Raw genomic sequence first — 16,435 nt, 5'->3', positions numbered from 1 at the left:
TTTACCTGAATGTTATAATTTATTCTCCTGCCAGATATGAAAAAATCATTTTACTCTATTGCGCTTGGTCTTTTAGCGGTACACATGGCAACGGCGCAAGTGGTTCCCCCCAATCCAAAAACAAAACTGCCGCCTGTTCAATTAGGAAAGGATGGCAAGCTGGTATACAACGCAGATGCACAGGGTAACAAAGTACCCGATTTCAGCACCTGTGGTTATATGGGTGCAGATGAAATTATTCCTGAAGTGCCGGTTCGTGTAGTGGTACAGGCCACTAATGGCGATGCCACCAGCCGCATACAATCGGCCCTGGATTATGTAGCCACCCTGCCATTGAATGAAAAAGGCATCCGCGGCGCGGTGTTGTTGGGCAAAGGAACATTTGAAGTAAACGGACAACTGGTAATAAAAGCGCCCGGTGTTATTCTCCGCGGCAGCGGCATGGATGCAGCCGGCACTGTTCTGTTTGCTGCAGGCACTGATCGCGAAACATTTATCCATATAGGTAATGCAGCCAGCGCCACCAGCCAGGTATCGCAAATAGGAGTGGAGAACCTGCGATGCATTTCGGCTTACGACGTAAGCAATCCCAAAGATGAAGCCCATCGCTGGATGGCCATTACTATGGAAAATGTAAAGGATGCCTGGGTTCGCCGGGTAACTTTTGAACATTTTGCCGGTTCAGCCGTGTGCGTGCTGGCAACAGCTGCGCGTATAACCGTGGAAGATTGTAAATCATTAGCCCCTGTATCGGAAATAGGCGGCCAACGCAGAAATACCTTTTATACCATTGGTAAACAGGTTCTGTTCCAGCGTTTGTATGCCGAACGCGGTTACCATGATTTTGCAGTTGGGTATTCACCCTGGGGTTCGAATGTATTTGTACAATGCGAATCACATTTACCCTACAGCTACAGCGGTACCATTGAAAAAACAGCCTCGAACGTGTTGTACGATGTTGTCACCATAGATGGCAACGCATTAGGCTTTCCCTATAACAGCCTGATTGAAAAAGAAGCCGGTCCCGGGGTACGCAACAGCGTTTTATGGCAATGCAGCGCAGCCAAAGCCCTGTGCTTTCAACCGGAAGGCGGCATCAACTGGGCATTTGGCGTATGGGCCACCTTTGAAGGCAACGGCAGCTGGTACGATTGTAATGAACACATCAAACCAAGAAGTTTATACTATGCACAACTGGCCGAACGCATCGGGCAACCGGGAACAGACAGGGCGCATGTGATCAGCTTTTCAGGCGTGCCTACTACCAGTCCAACCTACGAAATGGCAGCCAGACTCATTGCAGAAGCTTATGAGCCCAATGTTACCATGTCTGACTGGATCGACAAAGTAGATAAAACCAACCCGATAGACATCAATACGGCTGGTATTAAAACTATTGAACAAACAGGTTTTAAAGAACCCGTTGTTCCGGCAAAACCAATCATGGCCATGTCGATCAACAACAATGGCTGGATCGTTTGTAATGGAAAAGTAGTAACAGGTGGCAAACACCACATCAAATACTGGACGGGCAATCTAACCCCCATGGGCATTGGCGTAGCCATACCACACCTTACCCGCTGGGTACCGGGCAGAACCGGAACAGGGCTTACCGATGACCTGCAGGAAGTAGCCAACTGGATGGACAGCAATCACCTTGTTGCCCTCGATCACAACTACGGTTTGTGGTACGAACGCCGCCGCGATGACCATGAACGCATCCGGCGCATGGATGGCGATGTAAAGGCGCCGTTTTATGAATTGCCCTTTGCCCGCAGCGGACAAGACACAGCCTGGGATGGCCTGAGCAAATACGATCTTACCAAATACAATACCTGGTACTGGAAACGGTTGAACCGGTTTGCACAACTGGCCGATGAAAATGGACTGGTACTGTTGCATGAAAATTACTTTCAGCACAACATCCTTGAAGCCGGTGGTCACTATGCCGATTATCCCTGGCGCACGGCCAACAACGTTAACCACACGCCCTTTCCCGAACCGGTCAATTATGCAGAAGACAAACGCATTTTTATTGCGCAACAATATTATACCCTTGCCAATCCGGCGTACCGCGAACTGCATCGTGCCTATATCCGCAAATGCCTGGATAATTTCAGCACCAACCACAACGTAATACAACTGATCGGCGCTGAATACACCGGCCCCTTGCATTTTGTAAACTTCTGGGTAGATATGATAAAAGAGTGGGAGCAGGAGCATCATGCCAAACCGTTTGTTGCCCTCAGCACTACCAAAGATGTGCAGGATTCCCTGCTGGCCGATAAATCAAGGGCCGACCTGGTAAATATCATCAATATCCGCTTCTGGTATTACCAGTTCGATGGCAGTTTATACGCCCCCAAAGGCGGCGTAAATTTATCGCCCCGGCAACATGCACGACAATTGCGTCCCAAACCAACCACCTTTGCCCAGGCATATCGTGGGGTGCAGGAGTATCATAGCAAATATCCGGGCAAAGCCATTATGTGTACAATAGAAGATCAGGATGAACAGGATTCTGCAATTGGCTGGGCCGTATTCATGGCGGGTGGTTCACTGGCCGATATCCCGGTAATAAAAGCGCCCGGCTTCCTGAATGCCGCAGCTGCCATGAAACCATTGGAAGCACAGCCTGCAGGACAATATGCACTGGCCAACGAAAACAAATCGTTTATTATTTATTGCGACAGCAGCGCCAATTCTGCACAGGTTGATCTCACCGGCACCAATAAAAGTTTTACCGCAGCCTGGATCGATCCGGCTACCGGCAATACCTTAAAAGACAATGTTCGCATCAAGGGTGGAAAGAAAATTACTATTCCCAAACCTGATGCGAACAGAGCGGTATTGTGGATTAAAGAGAAATCGTGAATCGAAATATGTGAGTAGTGAGTAGTGAGTAGTGAGTAGTGAGTAGTGAGTAGTGAGTAGTGAGTAGTGAGTAGTGAGTAGTGAGTAGTGAGTAGTGAGTAGTGAGTAAGCTCGCGAAATTGCAGAGGTCTGAAAAATCGGTAACCCACTCACCACTGACAACTGACCACTCACGTGTCAACTGATCAACTGGTCAACTCGTCAACTGGTCAACTGATCAACCTTAATCATCCTCGTCTTTATCTTTTTTATTGGTCTTTACAAAGGCAGCACGCACCGGGGCAGGAACGGGTGCGTGTTCGCCTTTTACGGCTTTCCATACCATGGTATTCATGATGGCATCGGGTACACGGTCTATTTCAGAAAAATCAAGCCCTTTGGCCATTGCAGCCAGGCGGGTGCCGCTGGGATTCACTTCGTTTAAATTGATGTTCGAAGGTAAACTGGTGAATGGCGTGGCATCAGGTGTTTTGCTGAAACAACGCCACATCGGCGTAGCTGCTGCGTCGTATTGCGTCATGGGTGGCATTCCGAGAATAAGTTCCATAGTACGCAACATGGAAGAAGTGGAGTACATGGTATGATCAACAAACTTCCGCTTCACGTAACCACCGGCCATATACGCCGTTGAGCGGTGGGCATCCACATGGTCGGGGCCGTTTTGCGCATCGTCTTCCAGAATAAAGATCACCGTATTGGCCCAGATGGGGCTCTTGCTTACATGCTCAACCAGTTTGCCAACAGCAAGGTCATTATCGGCCACATGTGCAAAGGGTGTTGGGCGGCCCGGTGTTGTTCCCTCGGTATGATCGCTCAACATGCGAACGGTGCTCAACCGGGGAAGCGCATTATGCGCCAGTAACGAATCGAAATCCTGTTCCCAGATCCGATACCGCATGGTATCAGTGTCTTTCAGATCAAGAATGGGATAAGCCGGGGGAAAATGTTCTTTTAATACCGGGATCCGGGCGGTATTGGCGGCTGTTACAAACTCACCATACGTGCGGAAAGAAACATTAAAGCGATTGGCCTGGTCCCAGATGTATAATTTGTTCAGGGCTGTAGCGCTCACGGCACCTGCACCCCTGCGGCCATAACTGGTGGGCCAGTTCTTCTCCATATAATCGGTGGCATAAGCACCCATGCTCCAGTTGTGCCCATCGGCGCTAACTTCGCCATCTACATAAAAATTATCCAGCAACACAAAGTTCTCGGCCAGTGCATGGTGGTTGGGTGTTACCCGTCTGCCAAACAACAACAGGCTGGTATCGCCATTACCCTGCGGCAGGTCACTCAATACCTGGTCGTAGGTGCGGTTTTCTTTGATAATGTAAAACACATATTTGATAGGAGAGGCATCGCCGATTTTTTGTGGAACCGGGTTACCGGCTTCACCCACCGCGTTTTTCTCCTGGTCTTTTTGATAAGGCGTATTGTGATACACTGCCTGCGAATAAACTGCCAGTGTTTTTACATCAGGCACCGGGATCACACTTAAGGTGCCCATCAATAGACCGCCGCCAATATATTGTACCGTTTTGGGCGCGGCGGTATCACCACCATGCAACAACACGTTTTGTTTTATTCCCATCGGGTTAGGGCCGTAAGGGTTGGGCAGGGAAGAAAAGCCCTTGGCATTGGCAACGTATAATTTCTTATCTATCATTCTAACCACACTGGGAAACCAGCCGGTAGGGATAAAACCAAGCGAAGTACTGCTACCTGGTTTACTCACGTCAAATACGGCCAGACAATTATTATCGGCATTGGCGATGTATAGTGTTTTATCGTCGTTGCTGAGTGCAACCGAGTTACTCGTAGTACCGCTGAGCGCTGTGGGATAAACCGCCGTATTAAGCGTTTCCAGCACTTTTGACTGCGTAAGATCGATGACCGAAACGGTATTGTCGTTTGCATTCGAAACGTACAAATTGCGTCCGTTCCGGGAGATACAAAGATCATTGGGATTATCACCCACGGCAACAGAATCAACCAGCTTGTTTTTCTCCGTATCAAACACCACCACTTTATTGGCGCCCCACAGGCTGATATACAGTTTTGACCGGTCGGGCGACAGCAGACAGGTATAAGCATCTGACCCCAGTTCTATTTTGGGTTGAACCTTTTTTGTTTTCAGGTCGATGAGGTAAAGGCTGTTGTCTTGTTTGGTCACTACATACAAGATGCCTTTTTTATCATCGATGGCCAGTCCGGCAGGGGAGATGGCAACGGGTTTTGCAGCCCGGCCAATCCAGGCCTCGCCTAATTTGATGGTATCGGCAGCAATGAGTTTATTATTGGTGATGGCGTATCGCACTATCCAGTTGTTATCGCCACCGGAGGCATACAGGTCTTTTTCATCGGCACTGAATGCCAGACCGCCCCAGGCTTTACCGATCACTACACTGTCGAGCTGCGTGTCGTTTTTGGCGTCCAGCAACTGGATTGTTTGCGTGCTTTGCCCGTTATTGGTAACGGCAGCATAGCGATGGGTGCGGCTGATGGCTATATTTAAAGGCAGGTCGCCGAGGGGCAAACTTTTTCCAACCGGCGTTAATGACCAGCCGTTAGGCAGTTTTACCCGTTTTGCTTCAATAGTAGAGAGACTTTGGGCGTTTAAACAACTGCCCGCCACCAGCAAGGTGGCTACAAAACCTATTTTTTTTATTGACATAATCCCCTGATATTAAGTTCAAAAATGAACTGGCAAAGCTATTCAGCGAAGATTACCTGAATATTAAAATAATAATGATATTTGACTGTATGAACGAATTGGAATCCTATATCTCTTCTTTTTGGAATATTACGGGCACAGACCTACAACAGGTTGCCTCTTTTTTTCAACCTGAAACCATTCAGAAAGGCGCTTACTATTTAAAACCGGGTAAGATCTGCCATTCCCTCAGCTTTTTGCAATCGGGTTTAATGCGGGTATACCTCATCGATGACAATGGCCAGGAAATAACACAATGGATAGCAGGCAAAGGCGGTTTTATAACCGATCTGGCCGGGATGCTATTCAATGATGCCGCAAAATGTTATATACAGGCGCTGACCGATTGCGAATGTTATACCCTTAATCGTACCGGGTACAACGCCATGGAAAAGACCGTTCCCAAATGGCACCAGCTGGAAAAACTGTTTATCGCCCGCTGTTTTGTCTTTATGGAACAACGCGTGTTCTCGTTGTTGTCGATGAGTGCCGAAGACCGCTACAAATGGCTGTTCAATTATAACCCGGCCCTTTTTAATGAGGTGCCGCTGCAATACCTGGCCTCCATGATGGGGATGTCGCCCGAAACCCTGAGCCGCATCCGGAAGCGAATAAGTTCTTGATTTAAGTCAAGCGGTCACATGTTCTTTTCGATGACATTTGAATCCTAAATCAAATGACACATGTTTATAGGACATTTTGGCCTGGGAATGGGCTTAAAAAAGACCGCACCCGCTATTTCACTGGGAACTTTTTTTATTGCAGTACAACTGTTGGACCTGATCTGGCCTACGTTTTTGCTGTTGCATATAGAGCACGTTATTATACATCCTGAACTCAGTGGCAACCGCATCCTTGAGTTTAAAAGCTATCCGTATACACACAGCCTTATAGGCGCGTTGTGCTGGTCGTTGTTGTTTGGGGGAATCTACTTCCTGGTTAAGAAAAATGGCAGGAATGCCCTTATACTGGGCCTGGCGGTATTTAGTCATTGGGTGCTCGACTTCTTTGTGCACTTTGGCGACCTGCCTTTATTGCCAACCGACAATTCAACCCATGTTGGATTAGCGTTATGGGGTTCACCCGCGGTTGAAATAGTCATAGAAGTGATCCTGTTTGTAGCCGGCATTGTGTTGTACCTCCGCAGTGTTCAATTTAAAAACACCCTGGGTAAAATAGTATTTGGTGTATTGATAGCGCTGTTTGTACTGGTGCAATTGTCCAGCTCGTGGGGACCGGCGCCTGCGAACGAAACGGCCCTGGCCTGGAGCGCCCAGTTTCAATGGCTGTTTGTGCTGCTGGCTTACTGGGTAGACCGGAATACCCTTAAAACTGCCTGAAAAAAATATTTTTAAAAACCTGTCCAATCCGTCAAAGCCGTTCGTCATTAGTTTTTAATACTAAATATTGACTACAATGAAAGATTTCCTGTTAATTTTCAGAACTGACATCGCTGCCATGCCTAAGCGTTCACCCGAAGAAATGCAAGCCAATACAAAACGCTGGATGGATTGGATCGGCGGTATTGCCGCACAAAACAAACTGACCGATCGCGGAAACCGGTTAAACCTTACAGGCAAGGTGTTAAACCCAAACAATGTAATTACCGACGGGCCATACACTGAAATAAAAGAATCGATAGTAGGGTATAGCATTGTAAAAGCCAACACGGAAGAAGAAGCAACAGAACTGGCCAAAGAATGCCCCATACTGGGCGCAGGCGGAAATGTGGAAATAAGAGAGATCAGTGTTATGTAATTTGAACTCGATGGTGCTGACCTGTCAGGAACGCATAAACAGTCTGATATTTTAAGACCCGAATGCGTACCTTACAGGTCAGCCTTACTTATGAAACAAGCCGAATTAATACCGCATTTATTCAGGACTGAATACAGAAAGATAGTTTCTGTACTCTGTAAGTTATTCGGCATAGACCATATTGAAATAGCAGAAGACCTGGTAAGCGATACCTTTCTTTTGGCTTCGGAATTATGGGGCCTTAAAGGGCTTCCCGAAAACCCAACCGCCTGGTTGTATACCGTTGCCAAAAACAAAACGAAAGACTATCTGCGGCGCAACTCCCTGTTTGCCCAAAACATTTCAAAAGAAATAAAGTATACCACCACCACTTCAGAAGAAATTGAAATTGACCTCTCAGTCAGGAATATCAACGACAGCCAGCTGGCTATGATGTTTGTGGTTTGCCATCCCTGTAACGCCGCCGAAGCGCAAATTGGCCTCGCGTTAAACCTGCTTTGTGGTTTTGGGATCGGTGAGATCGCCAATGCCTTTCTTACCAATAAAACAGCTATTTACAAACGGCTGCAACGCGCCAAAGAAAAGCTCCGCACAGAAAAAATAGCCATAACCCAGCCAACAGCCTCAGAAATAAACGAGCGCTTACCTGCCGTTTTAACCACCTTATACCTGCTTTATAATGAAGGGTATTATTCTCCCAACCAGGACATCACCCTGCGCAAAGACCTTTGTCTGGAAGCGATGCGATTAACCTATATGCTTGTTGAAAATGAGCATTTGAATACACCCGCAGCCAACGCCCTGCTTTCGCTGATGTGTTTTCAATCATCCAGATTCGACTCCCGGCTGAACCCGCAGGGGGAAATAGTGCTGTACCAGGACCAGGACACAGACCTCTGGAACCAGGAACTGATTGAAAAAGGCGAGTACTTTTTAAACCAGGCTTCAGAAGGAAATACGCTTTCCAAATACCACCTGGAAGCGGGAATCGCCTACTGGCATACCACCAAGGCCGATACAGATAAAAAATGGGAGTGTATTCTACACCTGTATAACCACCTGTTGTTGATTGAATATTCGCCCATTGCCGCCTTAAACAGGACCTATGCCCTCGCCAAGGCTCGCGGCAAACAGGAAGCGATCAAAGAAGCAGAAAAGATAAACCTCTCCGGGAACCATTTATACCATTCCCTGCTGGGCGAGCTGTATATGAGTATCGATAACACAAAAGCTATTACACATTTTCATAATGCATTGGCATTAACCAAATCAGCGGCAGACAAGTTGATAATCTCCAATAAAATACTTAAATTGATGGAGCATTAACTAGTTCTTTATGGCTAATAAATCAATTTATTGGATACCAGTTCTTGGAGCATTTATCAGTTTGGCCAAATATGACAAAGAAGTTGACCTCGGCGAATTCTGGAGTTATTACCAGGCCCTCACGATCATTGCTACCATCTGGATCATATCATTCTTCGTGTTTTATAAATAACACGTTCTTCATTATACTGCCATTTGAGGAAGATAACCAGCCTTAAACGCACTTACAATAGAAGCAGGGGTGAGAACTGTCACTTCCAATTTACCAGGTTTAATTATACCAGTATCATATCCGGCAGGTGTCCATGCGTATAACCAATCGCCTTTTATTAAAAATGGTTTTTCATCAAGCAGGATAAAAGTCCCATCGGGCAATTCGCTGATCTCCGCCAGGAAGGTCACTTTGGTATTGTTGACGCCCAGCCGTTCGCGGTGAATAATCTTATCAATTTCCGTAATACTGGTTTTCTCATTGAAATCATAACCTGGATTTCCCAGGAGCCAGTATTTTTTAAACCGTAAATGATCATTCCTTCTGCATTCTTTACACGGCCGGTGACCCGCAGAAAAAGCCGTGGCCTCATCAAGGAAAAAAAGTTCGGTATACAATCCGGGCGACATTACAATTCGTTTTCTATTTTTAAATGCAAGCACACAGGTGATCCAGGCGGGTAACCGGAATGGCCGTACGATTTCCTGTTTATCGTTGTGCAGCAAGCCGCGATTACCCATCCAGGCACCTCTGGCTTTTGTACTGATAATTTCACCTAATGGGTTTACCCGGTTTTGTAGCATGCTCCGAATATACACCAATGCCGGGAAGGGGAGAGACCTACATTGGCATATCATTATTATGAAAAACGTAAACCCGGACCAGCTCTGCATTGTAGCAATTACTCTACAAACGCATGTTTATCGCTCAAATAGCGTCTGATGTGGTTAAGTTCCCGTTAAAATACAAACCGGGCATGAGTATTATATAGATTTGTTATAATATTACCGGTTTTAACCGTCATTACCTAAAATACCGACTTTTGATACGTAAGCTGATATTATTGATACTGGTGATAGTGTTGGTTCATAAAAGTTTTGCTCAATCTTCCGAACAGGAAAAACAAACCCCTCCCTCTGATAGTACTTCAGCCGAAAAAGTCCCTGAAAAAGATATGGGCGATGTATTGCACCATCTCTTTAACCCGCACGCACCATTACAGCCCGATACAGCATTGAAAAAAGACACCCGCAAGCATTTTTCAATTGTGCCTGCTATTGGTTATACCCTGCAAACAGGTTTCGCAGGCATCATAAGCGCTAACATGGCCTGGTATACCGATACAGCAAAAGATACCAAGATCTCCAGCATCACTACAAATGTTACCTATTCGCAAAAGAAACAGGTATTGATCCCCTTCCAAATAAATACCTGGACTAAAGGCAACCGCTACAATTTCATTACCGATTTCAGATTTATCAAATATCCTTCTGTCATTTACGGCCTCGGCGGCGAAACAGATCCTAACCAGGGATTCACCATAAACTTCTCAGGCATTAAAGTACACCAGACGGTGATGAAATCATTGTCGCATAATTTTTATGTTGGCCTTGGTTACTACTTTGACAAACTCTGGAACATCAGGCCAACGGATTCTTTATCGGATGACCTCAAAGATCAATTGACAAATAAACTGGGTACCACAGAAACCGCATCAGGTGTTGTATTGCGCCTCTTGTACGACAACCGCCTTAACCAGATAAACCCACAACAGGGCGTTTATTTCAATGTGGCGTATCGGTACAGCCCCAAAGCCTTCGGCAGCGACAGCACCTGGCATTCGATCCTGATCGATGCCAGAAAGTATGTTAACTTCCCAAAAGGCTCGAAGAATGTTTTGGCATTTTGGTTGATGGAATGGATTGTAACAGGCGGCACCTCGCCTTATTTATTATTGCCCAGCACCGGCTGGGATGATAATTACAACACCGGCCGCGGATACATCCAGGGACGGTACAGAGGTAAAAGCATGAGTTATTTTGAAACGGAATATCGCTTCGGCATTACCAATAATGGCTTAATAGGCGGGGTGGCTTTCATAAACCTCCAGCATTTTTCCGACGATATTTCTGAAGCCTACAATAAGATCTTCCCCGGTTACGGACTTGGTCTGCGCATAAAACTCAACAAACATTCCGGCGCCAATTTGTGTATCGACTACGGGTTTGGCCAGAATGGCTCCCGCGGGTTCTTTGTAAACCTGGGCGAAATATTTTAAAAAGATTGAATCTTTAATTTGATAGGTAATAAGCTGGCAAATTTCGTTTGACTGGCTGGGTAATAATTTTTATTTTGGCATACCCGTTCCCGCCCTTAATAAAAATTACTTCCAATGACTACGCTTATTAAACAATCCTTTTTTGTATATCTAATTACCAGTATAACACTGGTTGGTACAGCCCGGGCACAGGCAAAAGCGTCGCCGGATGACAAATATGATAAAAAAGACGTCATGATCCCCATGCGGGACGGCATCCATTTACATACGGTAATCTATACGCCAAAAGAGGCAAATGAACCGCTGCCTTTTTTAATGGAACGCACGCCTTATGGTGCCGAAAATTTCCCCAGTCCTGAAAAAATACCCTATTATAAAGACATGGCCGAAGACGGCTATATTTTTGTTTGCCAGGATATACGTGGGCGCTATGGTTCAGAAGGGGCTTATGTAATGCAAAGATTACCCCGCAACAAAAAAGACCCCAAAGCCATCGATGAAAGTACCGACACTTATGATACATTCGACTGGCTGCTACAACATGTTCCTGGCAACAACGGGAAGGCTGGCATGCTCGGCGTTTCGTACGATGGCTGGACAACCGAAATGGGCGCCATAGACCCTCATCCCTGTTTAAAGGCAGTTTCAGAACAGGCTGCCCATGCCGATATGTTCCTGGGCGACGACTTCCACCACAATGGCGCCTTCCGGTTGAGCTATTCCTTCGAATATGCATTTATGGAAGAGATCAGTAAAACAGATTCCCTTTTTCCATTCACCCTGTACGATACGTATGAATGGTACCTGCAACTGGGCCCCTTATCGAACGTAAACAAAAACTACTTCCATAACAAACTGCCTTCCTGGAACAATTTTGCTCAGCACCCGAATTATGATTCGTACTGGAAAGAGCGGGCCGTGCAATTACAGTTGGATTCGCCCCGGGTACCCAACCTGAACGTAGCCGGTTGGTGGGACCAGGAAGATTTTTATGGTCCGGTTACTGCCTATGAAACCTGGGAAAAGAACGACCGGCATCACTTCAACCATATGGTTATAGGTCCATGGAATCATGGCCAGTGGGCATTTCAAAAGGGCGATAAACTAGGTAACATCAGCTTCGACTCTGCCACCGGCGAATACTTCAGAAAGAACATCCAGGCGCCCTGGTTTGCCTTTTACCTGAAAGGAAAAGGCGACGGACATTTTGCAGAAGCCATCACCTTTCAAACAGGCAGTAATACCTGGAAAAATTATGACAGCTGGCCGCCCCGGCAAGCCATACCAAAGAACCTTTACTTTCAGGCAGGCGGTAAACTTACCTTTGACAAACCAGCTGCCAATAACGACCAATACGACAGTTACGTATCAGACCCTGCCCATCCGGTACCTTATCGTAACAGACCGATAGAACAAACATACGGGCCCGATTCACGCTGGTATACCTGGCTAACGGAAGACCAGCGGTTTGTACACAATCGAGCAGACGTATTAAGCTGGGAAACCGACACGCTGCAGCAAGACATTACAGTAACAGGAAAACTGATCGCACAGTTATTTGCCGCCACCAGTGGCAGCGATGCCGACTGGATAGTAAAACTGATTGACGTTTACCCACAACAGTATCCGAAGGAACCCAAAATGGCGGGTTACCAGTTTATGGTAGCCAACGATGTTTTCAGAGGGCGTTTTAGAAAAAGTTTTGAAAAACCCGAGCCTGTTACGCCCGGTAAAATAGAATCCTATGCGATCGATTTGCACACGCTAAACCATGTATTCCTGAAGGGCCATAAGATAATGGTACAGGTACAAAGTACCTGGTTCCCCATCATCGATCGCAATCCGCAAACATATGTGCCCAATATTTTCGAGGCAAAGGAAAGCGATTTCAGGGCAGCCACGCATAAAGTATACCGCTCGGCCAATGCCCCTTCACATATTCAATTGCCGGTAATGGAATAATGGTGGTTTTATCAGTAGTTTTATCACATGAAGCCATTTCTAATTACACTTATAGTTGCCTGTGTACTGATCGGCAATCATTCTTATTCCCAAACTTCGTTCCGGGTCATTCCGCTTGGTGTAAAAGGCGGAATTGACGAAAGTAATTTGTCGGCTTACCTGATCGCGCCAACAGGCAGCGATGCGTATGTATGTCTCGATGCCGGCACGTTGCATTATGGCATTGAAAAAGCCATCCGGGCAAAACTTTTAACAGGCACTTCTGCGGAGGTGTTGAAGAAAAACATAAAAGGGTATCTCATCTCACATGCACACCTCGATCACCTGTCGGGCATGGTCATCAATTCGCCAGACGATAGCACCAAAACTATTTATGGGCTCGACTACACCATCGAGGTATTAAAGGATAAATATTTTACCTGGAAAAGCTGGGCCAACTTTGCCAATGAGGGCGATAAACCTGCACTGGGTAAGTATCATTACGATGTACTGACACCCGGTACCGAAGCACCCTTGCAAAATACAGAGATGCAGGTAACGGCTTTTTCGCTCAGTCATTCCAATCCTTATCAAAGTACCGCGTTCCTCGTTCGCCATAAGGAAGCATACGTATTATACCTGGGCGATACCGGCGCCGATTCTGTAGAACATTCCGATAAAATGCACCAGCTATGGCAACAGGTAGCACCGCTGCTGAAAGCCAAAAAACTGAAAGCATTGTTTATTGAAGTCTCCTTCTCCAATGAGCAACCGGATAAACAATTATTCGGACATCTTACTCCGCACTGGTTACTATCGGAAATGCAAGACCTGGCATCACTTTCCGGAACTGAAGCATTAAATAATTTCCAGGTTGTGATCACACATATTAAACCCGGCGGTAACCGCGAGCAAATGATCCATGCACAACTAAAAGCATATAACCCGCTTCACCTGAAATTGATCTTTCCTGAACAGGCTAAATTGCTGATATTTTAAAAGGGCAGAAGGCAGAGGGCAAAAGGCAGAGATGAGCCCTTTGCCCATTGCCTAAAAATACACTCCAGGCACTAATTCTTCGAGCATGCCCGGTTGCACAGGTTTCCAGCCTAATGTAGTACGGGTTAGTTCACTCGATACCGGAACACCCATGGCAGCAAAGTGTTTGAACCAGCCAAAATGAGCTTCGGCATCTGCACCTTCCTTACTCGTCACAGGCACCTGTAATTCTTTTGCAATAACAGTGGCGATCTGCTTAAATGGAATACCAGCCTCAGCTACAGCATGAAATGCTTTTTGCGCAGGTTGTTGTTCAACGATCAGCCGGTATACAACAGCGGCATCTAACCGATGAACGCCCGACCAGGTATTATTGCCCTCACCGATATAAGCCGAAATACCTTTGTCTTTGGTGATACCAATAACAATAGGAATGAAACCATGGTCATTGGGGCCATGAACAATGGGCAGTCGCACGATGTAGGAATTTACCCCTTGTTCAGCCACAGCGATAGCCGCTTCTTCCGAAGCTGCACGTGGGATTGCGCTGGAACTGGCGGGTTTGTCGTTTTCAGTTAATAGCCTGTCTGCATGCAGCAAGCCTACACCGGAAGTAACCACCAATGGTTTGTTGGTGCCGGCCAGCGCTTTGCCCATAGCCAGGATCACCTGGTAGTCGTTGTCGCAATTGTCTTTGTATCGGGAAAAATCGTGATTGAAGGCAGTATGAATAACCGCATCACACTGCGCAGCGCCTTTTTGTAAACTCTCCAGGTCATCGAGGTCGCCGCGATAGGGTTCTGCGCCTAAGTTGGTTACTGCTTCGGCGCCCTTGTCTGACCGTACCAGGCCCAGCACCTGGTGGCCAGCCTGCAAAAGTTGCTGAACGATGGCGGAGCCTACAAAACCGGAAGCTCCTGTAACAAATACTCGCATAAATGATTGACTTAATTTTATGGATACAAAATTGCGTCAACTCATTTTCGAAATTATGGTCATTTGACCATAATTCATTCAACGGCGTACCTGTGCATGGCGGATACGGGTAAGCGTCTTCAGCGAAATACCCAGATAGGCGGCTATCATGTGTAAGGGGAGGCGAGGCAACAGGTCGGGGAAACTTCGAACAAAATCTTCGTATTTCTCTTCCGCTGTGGCACTCAACGTGGAAAAAAGCCGCTGGCGGTTATTGATATGGCTGCGGTTAATTAATTGTTCCGATAGAACTGTCAGTTCCGGGATATGCTGTAACAGGCGATCAAAATCGGGTTTGGTCCAGACCAATACTTCACTTCGCTCTACGGCGGCAATGGTAAATTGAGAAGGCGATTGCTGGTGATAGCTCTCAGGCTCTACCGCCCAGTTATTTTCAGGTGCAAAGTATAAAATATGTTCACTGCCATCTGCCCCAAAACCATAAATGCGCAACAGGCCGTTTACTATAAATGTTTTATGCCGGCATATCTGCCCATGTTGCAACAATGCTTCACCCCGTTGCAGGGACAAGGGTTTTGCTGCCAGAACGATCTGTTCAATGTCGGCATCATTCAAATTGGTGCCGGTGCGTAAATAGGTATCAAATCCGGTGGTCATATTCCTTTCAAAATTAAGAAATATGCCTGTATTATAAAGGGCGTTGCTTTTTTATCGTTTTTATGGTGAACACGCCTTTGCTGTTGATGGTGATTTCATTTACCGGCCCTACATCAATATCAGCCGCCCCATTATCTCCTTCATACATCCATTCCTCATAGGTGAAGATGTGGTAGTTTGAATCGATATAAAAGGAACGCGAATGATCCGATTCGCCGTACCAATGATAAAATGCCGGTAACAGGTGGGCTGTTTTGGTGGTTCGCTCATAGAAGATCAGGTAGCCATACAACTTGTAATTCATTTCACATTCACTATATTTCTGTGGAAACAGCGTATCCACGGCTGCATCTCCTGTGGTATAATACACTTCAAAACGCTCATGATCCGGCAGTCTTACCCGGTAATGCTTTATAGTAAAAAGGCTGTCAACTGATACCTGCCTGCCGCTATCCAGACAATAATCCCGGCCTTCATTATCAAATGAATGGGAATATTTCTCGATGGGGGGCAATGGATAGGCAGGTGTATATTTCGTAAAATAATCGTGTGAAAGCGTATAACCTTCCCCGATCAGCCTGTAATAAAACCAGGGGTCTTTCTTATAAAAGTTTTTGGCGGTACTGCCCGCAGGGCCGAAGGGAAGGGGCGTGATGGTTAAGCCCGATGGGGATGCAATGACAGCGGTATCGCCATATTGCTTTACGGAATCGGCGGAGGCTGTTGTATGCTGTATGATGTAATCGGTGGGGATTATTACCGGCTTTTTATCCGGCGCCTGTTTACAGGCTAACAGTTCAACACCGAACAGCAGAACACATATCAATTTTTTCATCATAAGGGTTAGGGTTGCAGTGACCACCAAGATGTAAAAAAAGACAGACAATAAAAAATGGCTACCTGTTAAATTATTTCAAATAGCCATTATCCATTATACGTAGATTTATTTGTAATGAAGTTT

At 46.3% G+C, this 16,435-nt stretch carries 14 protein-coding genes; 9 read left to right on the top strand and 5 right to left on the bottom strand.

From position 1 onward, the window contains the following. Positions 1–36 precede the first annotated feature (36 nt). Complete coding sequence (locus BMX95_RS35120; RefSeq protein WP_081202822.1) at positions 37–2,874, top strand: DUF6298 domain-containing protein; 2,838 nt, start codon at positions 37–39, stop codon at positions 2,872–2,874. Between the two features lie 223 nt (positions 2,875–3,097). On the opposite strand, the gene BMX95_RS29700 is transcribed toward BMX95_RS35120, so the two are convergent. Next, complete coding sequence (locus BMX95_RS29700) at positions 3,098–5,548, bottom strand: bifunctional YncE family protein/alkaline phosphatase family protein (RefSeq protein WP_081202823.1); 2,451 nt, start codon at positions 5,546–5,548, stop codon at positions 3,098–3,100. Between the two features lie 89 nt (positions 5,549–5,637). Between BMX95_RS29700 and BMX95_RS29695 the strand changes: the two genes are divergently transcribed. From BMX95_RS29695 to BMX95_RS35115, 5 genes are all read left to right on the top strand, one after another. Beyond that, positions 5,638–6,210 (top strand): Crp/Fnr family transcriptional regulator, encoded by a 573-nt coding sequence (locus tag BMX95_RS29695; RefSeq protein WP_081202949.1) that lies wholly within the window; start codon positions 5,638–5,640, stop codon positions 6,208–6,210. A 60-nt stretch (positions 6,211–6,270) separates the two neighbouring features. Then, positions 6,271–6,927: a metal-dependent hydrolase gene (locus tag BMX95_RS29690; protein ID WP_081202824.1), complete on the top strand. Its 657-nt coding sequence runs from the start codon at positions 6,271–6,273 to the stop codon at positions 6,925–6,927. Positions 6,928–7,003: 76 nt separating this feature from the next. After that, entirely contained in the window at positions 7,004–7,345 is a 342-nt protein-coding gene (locus BMX95_RS29685; RefSeq protein WP_081202825.1) for a YciI family protein, read from the top strand. 90 nt (positions 7,346–7,435) lie between these two features. Continuing rightward, a complete protein-coding gene (locus BMX95_RS29680; protein ID WP_081202826.1) occupies positions 7,436–8,671 on the top strand; it encodes an RNA polymerase sigma factor in 1,236 nt (411 codons plus the stop codon). A gap of 10 nt (positions 8,672–8,681) precedes the next feature. Continuing rightward, the gene (locus BMX95_RS35115; RefSeq protein WP_165759033.1) at positions 8,682–8,843 is read left to right on the top strand and encodes a hypothetical protein; all 162 of its coding nucleotides are present in this window, start codon (positions 8,682–8,684) and stop codon (positions 8,841–8,843) included. A gap of 11 nt (positions 8,844–8,854) precedes the next feature. Here the strand turns inward: BMX95_RS35115 and BMX95_RS29675 are convergent, their stop codons facing one another. Beyond that, complete coding sequence (locus BMX95_RS29675) at positions 8,855–9,466, bottom strand: hypothetical protein (RefSeq protein WP_081202950.1); 612 nt, start codon at positions 9,464–9,466, stop codon at positions 8,855–8,857. A gap of 239 nt (positions 9,467–9,705) precedes the next feature. Here BMX95_RS29675 and BMX95_RS29670 point away from each other — a divergent pair, with 239 nt between their 5' ends. The 3 genes from BMX95_RS29670 to BMX95_RS29660 all read left to right on the top strand — a co-directional run bounded on the left by BMX95_RS29670 (position 9,706) and on the right by BMX95_RS29660 (position 13,881). Next, positions 9,706–10,941, top strand: coding sequence for a BamA/TamA family outer membrane protein (locus tag BMX95_RS29670; protein ID WP_081202827.1), 1,236 nt, complete (start codon positions 9,706–9,708; stop codon positions 10,939–10,941). Between the two features lie 114 nt (positions 10,942–11,055). After that, positions 11,056–12,903 carry a CocE/NonD family hydrolase gene (locus tag BMX95_RS29665; RefSeq protein ID WP_081202828.1) on the top strand — a complete coding sequence of 616 codons (1,848 nt, stop codon included), beginning with the start codon at positions 11,056–11,058 and terminating at the stop codon, positions 12,901–12,903. 27 nt (positions 12,904–12,930) lie between these two features. Next, complete coding sequence (locus BMX95_RS29660; RefSeq protein WP_081202829.1) at positions 12,931–13,881, top strand: MBL fold metallo-hydrolase; 951 nt, start codon at positions 12,931–12,933, stop codon at positions 13,879–13,881. Positions 13,882–13,932: 51 nt separating this feature from the next. On the opposite strand, the gene BMX95_RS29655 is transcribed toward BMX95_RS29660, so the two are convergent. From BMX95_RS29655 to BMX95_RS29645, 3 genes are all read right to left on the bottom strand, one after another. Next, entirely contained in the window at positions 13,933–14,817 is an 885-nt protein-coding gene (locus tag BMX95_RS29655) for an SDR family oxidoreductase (protein ID WP_081202830.1), read from the bottom strand. 78 nt (positions 14,818–14,895) lie between these two features. Beyond that, positions 14,896–15,474: a Crp/Fnr family transcriptional regulator gene (locus BMX95_RS29650; RefSeq protein ID WP_081202831.1), complete on the bottom strand. Its 579-nt coding sequence runs from the start codon at positions 15,472–15,474 to the stop codon at positions 14,896–14,898. Between the two features lie 31 nt (positions 15,475–15,505). Then, the gene (locus tag BMX95_RS29645; RefSeq protein ID WP_081202832.1) at positions 15,506–16,312 is read right to left on the bottom strand and encodes a hypothetical protein; all 807 of its coding nucleotides are present in this window, start codon (positions 16,310–16,312) and stop codon (positions 15,506–15,508) included. Positions 16,313–16,435: the final 123 nt, after the last annotated feature.

The sequence above is a fragment of the Niastella yeongjuensis genome (genome assembly GCF_900110245.1).
Lineage (GTDB): Bacteria > Bacteroidota > Bacteroidia > Chitinophagales > Chitinophagaceae > Niastella > Niastella yeongjuensis.
This window is presented reverse-complemented; position numbering and strand designations above follow the sequence as displayed.

What these genes read in the sequence shown, in the direction of transcription:
- BMX95_RS35120 (WP_081202822.1), top strand. Translation starts at nt 37, where the DNA reads ATGAAAAAATCATTTTACTCTATTGCGCTTGGTCTTTTAGCGGTACAC.
- BMX95_RS29700 (WP_081202823.1), bottom strand. Translation starts at nt 5,548, where the DNA reads ATGTCAATAAAAAAAATAGGTTTTGTAGCCACCTTGCTGGTGGCGGGC.
- BMX95_RS29695 (WP_081202949.1), top strand. Translation starts at nt 5,638, where the DNA reads ATGAACGAATTGGAATCCTATATCTCTTCTTTTTGGAATATTACGGGC.
- BMX95_RS29690 (WP_081202824.1), top strand. Translation starts at nt 6,271, where the DNA reads ATGTTTATAGGACATTTTGGCCTGGGAATGGGCTTAAAAAAGACCGCA.
- BMX95_RS29685 (WP_081202825.1), top strand. Translation starts at nt 7,004, where the DNA reads ATGAAAGATTTCCTGTTAATTTTCAGAACTGACATCGCTGCCATGCCT.
- BMX95_RS29680 (WP_081202826.1), top strand. Translation starts at nt 7,436, where the DNA reads ATGAAACAAGCCGAATTAATACCGCATTTATTCAGGACTGAATACAGA.
- BMX95_RS35115 (WP_165759033.1), top strand. Translation starts at nt 8,682, where the DNA reads ATGGCTAATAAATCAATTTATTGGATACCAGTTCTTGGAGCATTTATC.
- BMX95_RS29675 (WP_081202950.1), bottom strand. Translation starts at nt 9,466, where the DNA reads ATGCTACAAAACCGGGTAAACCCATTAGGTGAAATTATCAGTACAAAA.
- BMX95_RS29665 (WP_081202828.1), top strand. Translation starts at nt 11,056, where the DNA reads ATGACTACGCTTATTAAACAATCCTTTTTTGTATATCTAATTACCAGT.
- BMX95_RS29660 (WP_081202829.1), top strand. Translation starts at nt 12,931, where the DNA reads ATGAAGCCATTTCTAATTACACTTATAGTTGCCTGTGTACTGATCGGC.
- BMX95_RS29655 (WP_081202830.1), bottom strand. Translation starts at nt 14,817, where the DNA reads ATGCGAGTATTTGTTACAGGAGCTTCCGGTTTTGTAGGCTCCGCCATC.
- BMX95_RS29650 (WP_081202831.1), bottom strand. Translation starts at nt 15,474, where the DNA reads ATGACCACCGGATTTGATACCTATTTACGCACCGGCACCAATTTGAAT.
- BMX95_RS29645 (WP_081202832.1), bottom strand. Translation starts at nt 16,312, where the DNA reads ATGATGAAAAAATTGATATGTGTTCTGCTGTTCGGTGTTGAACTGTTA.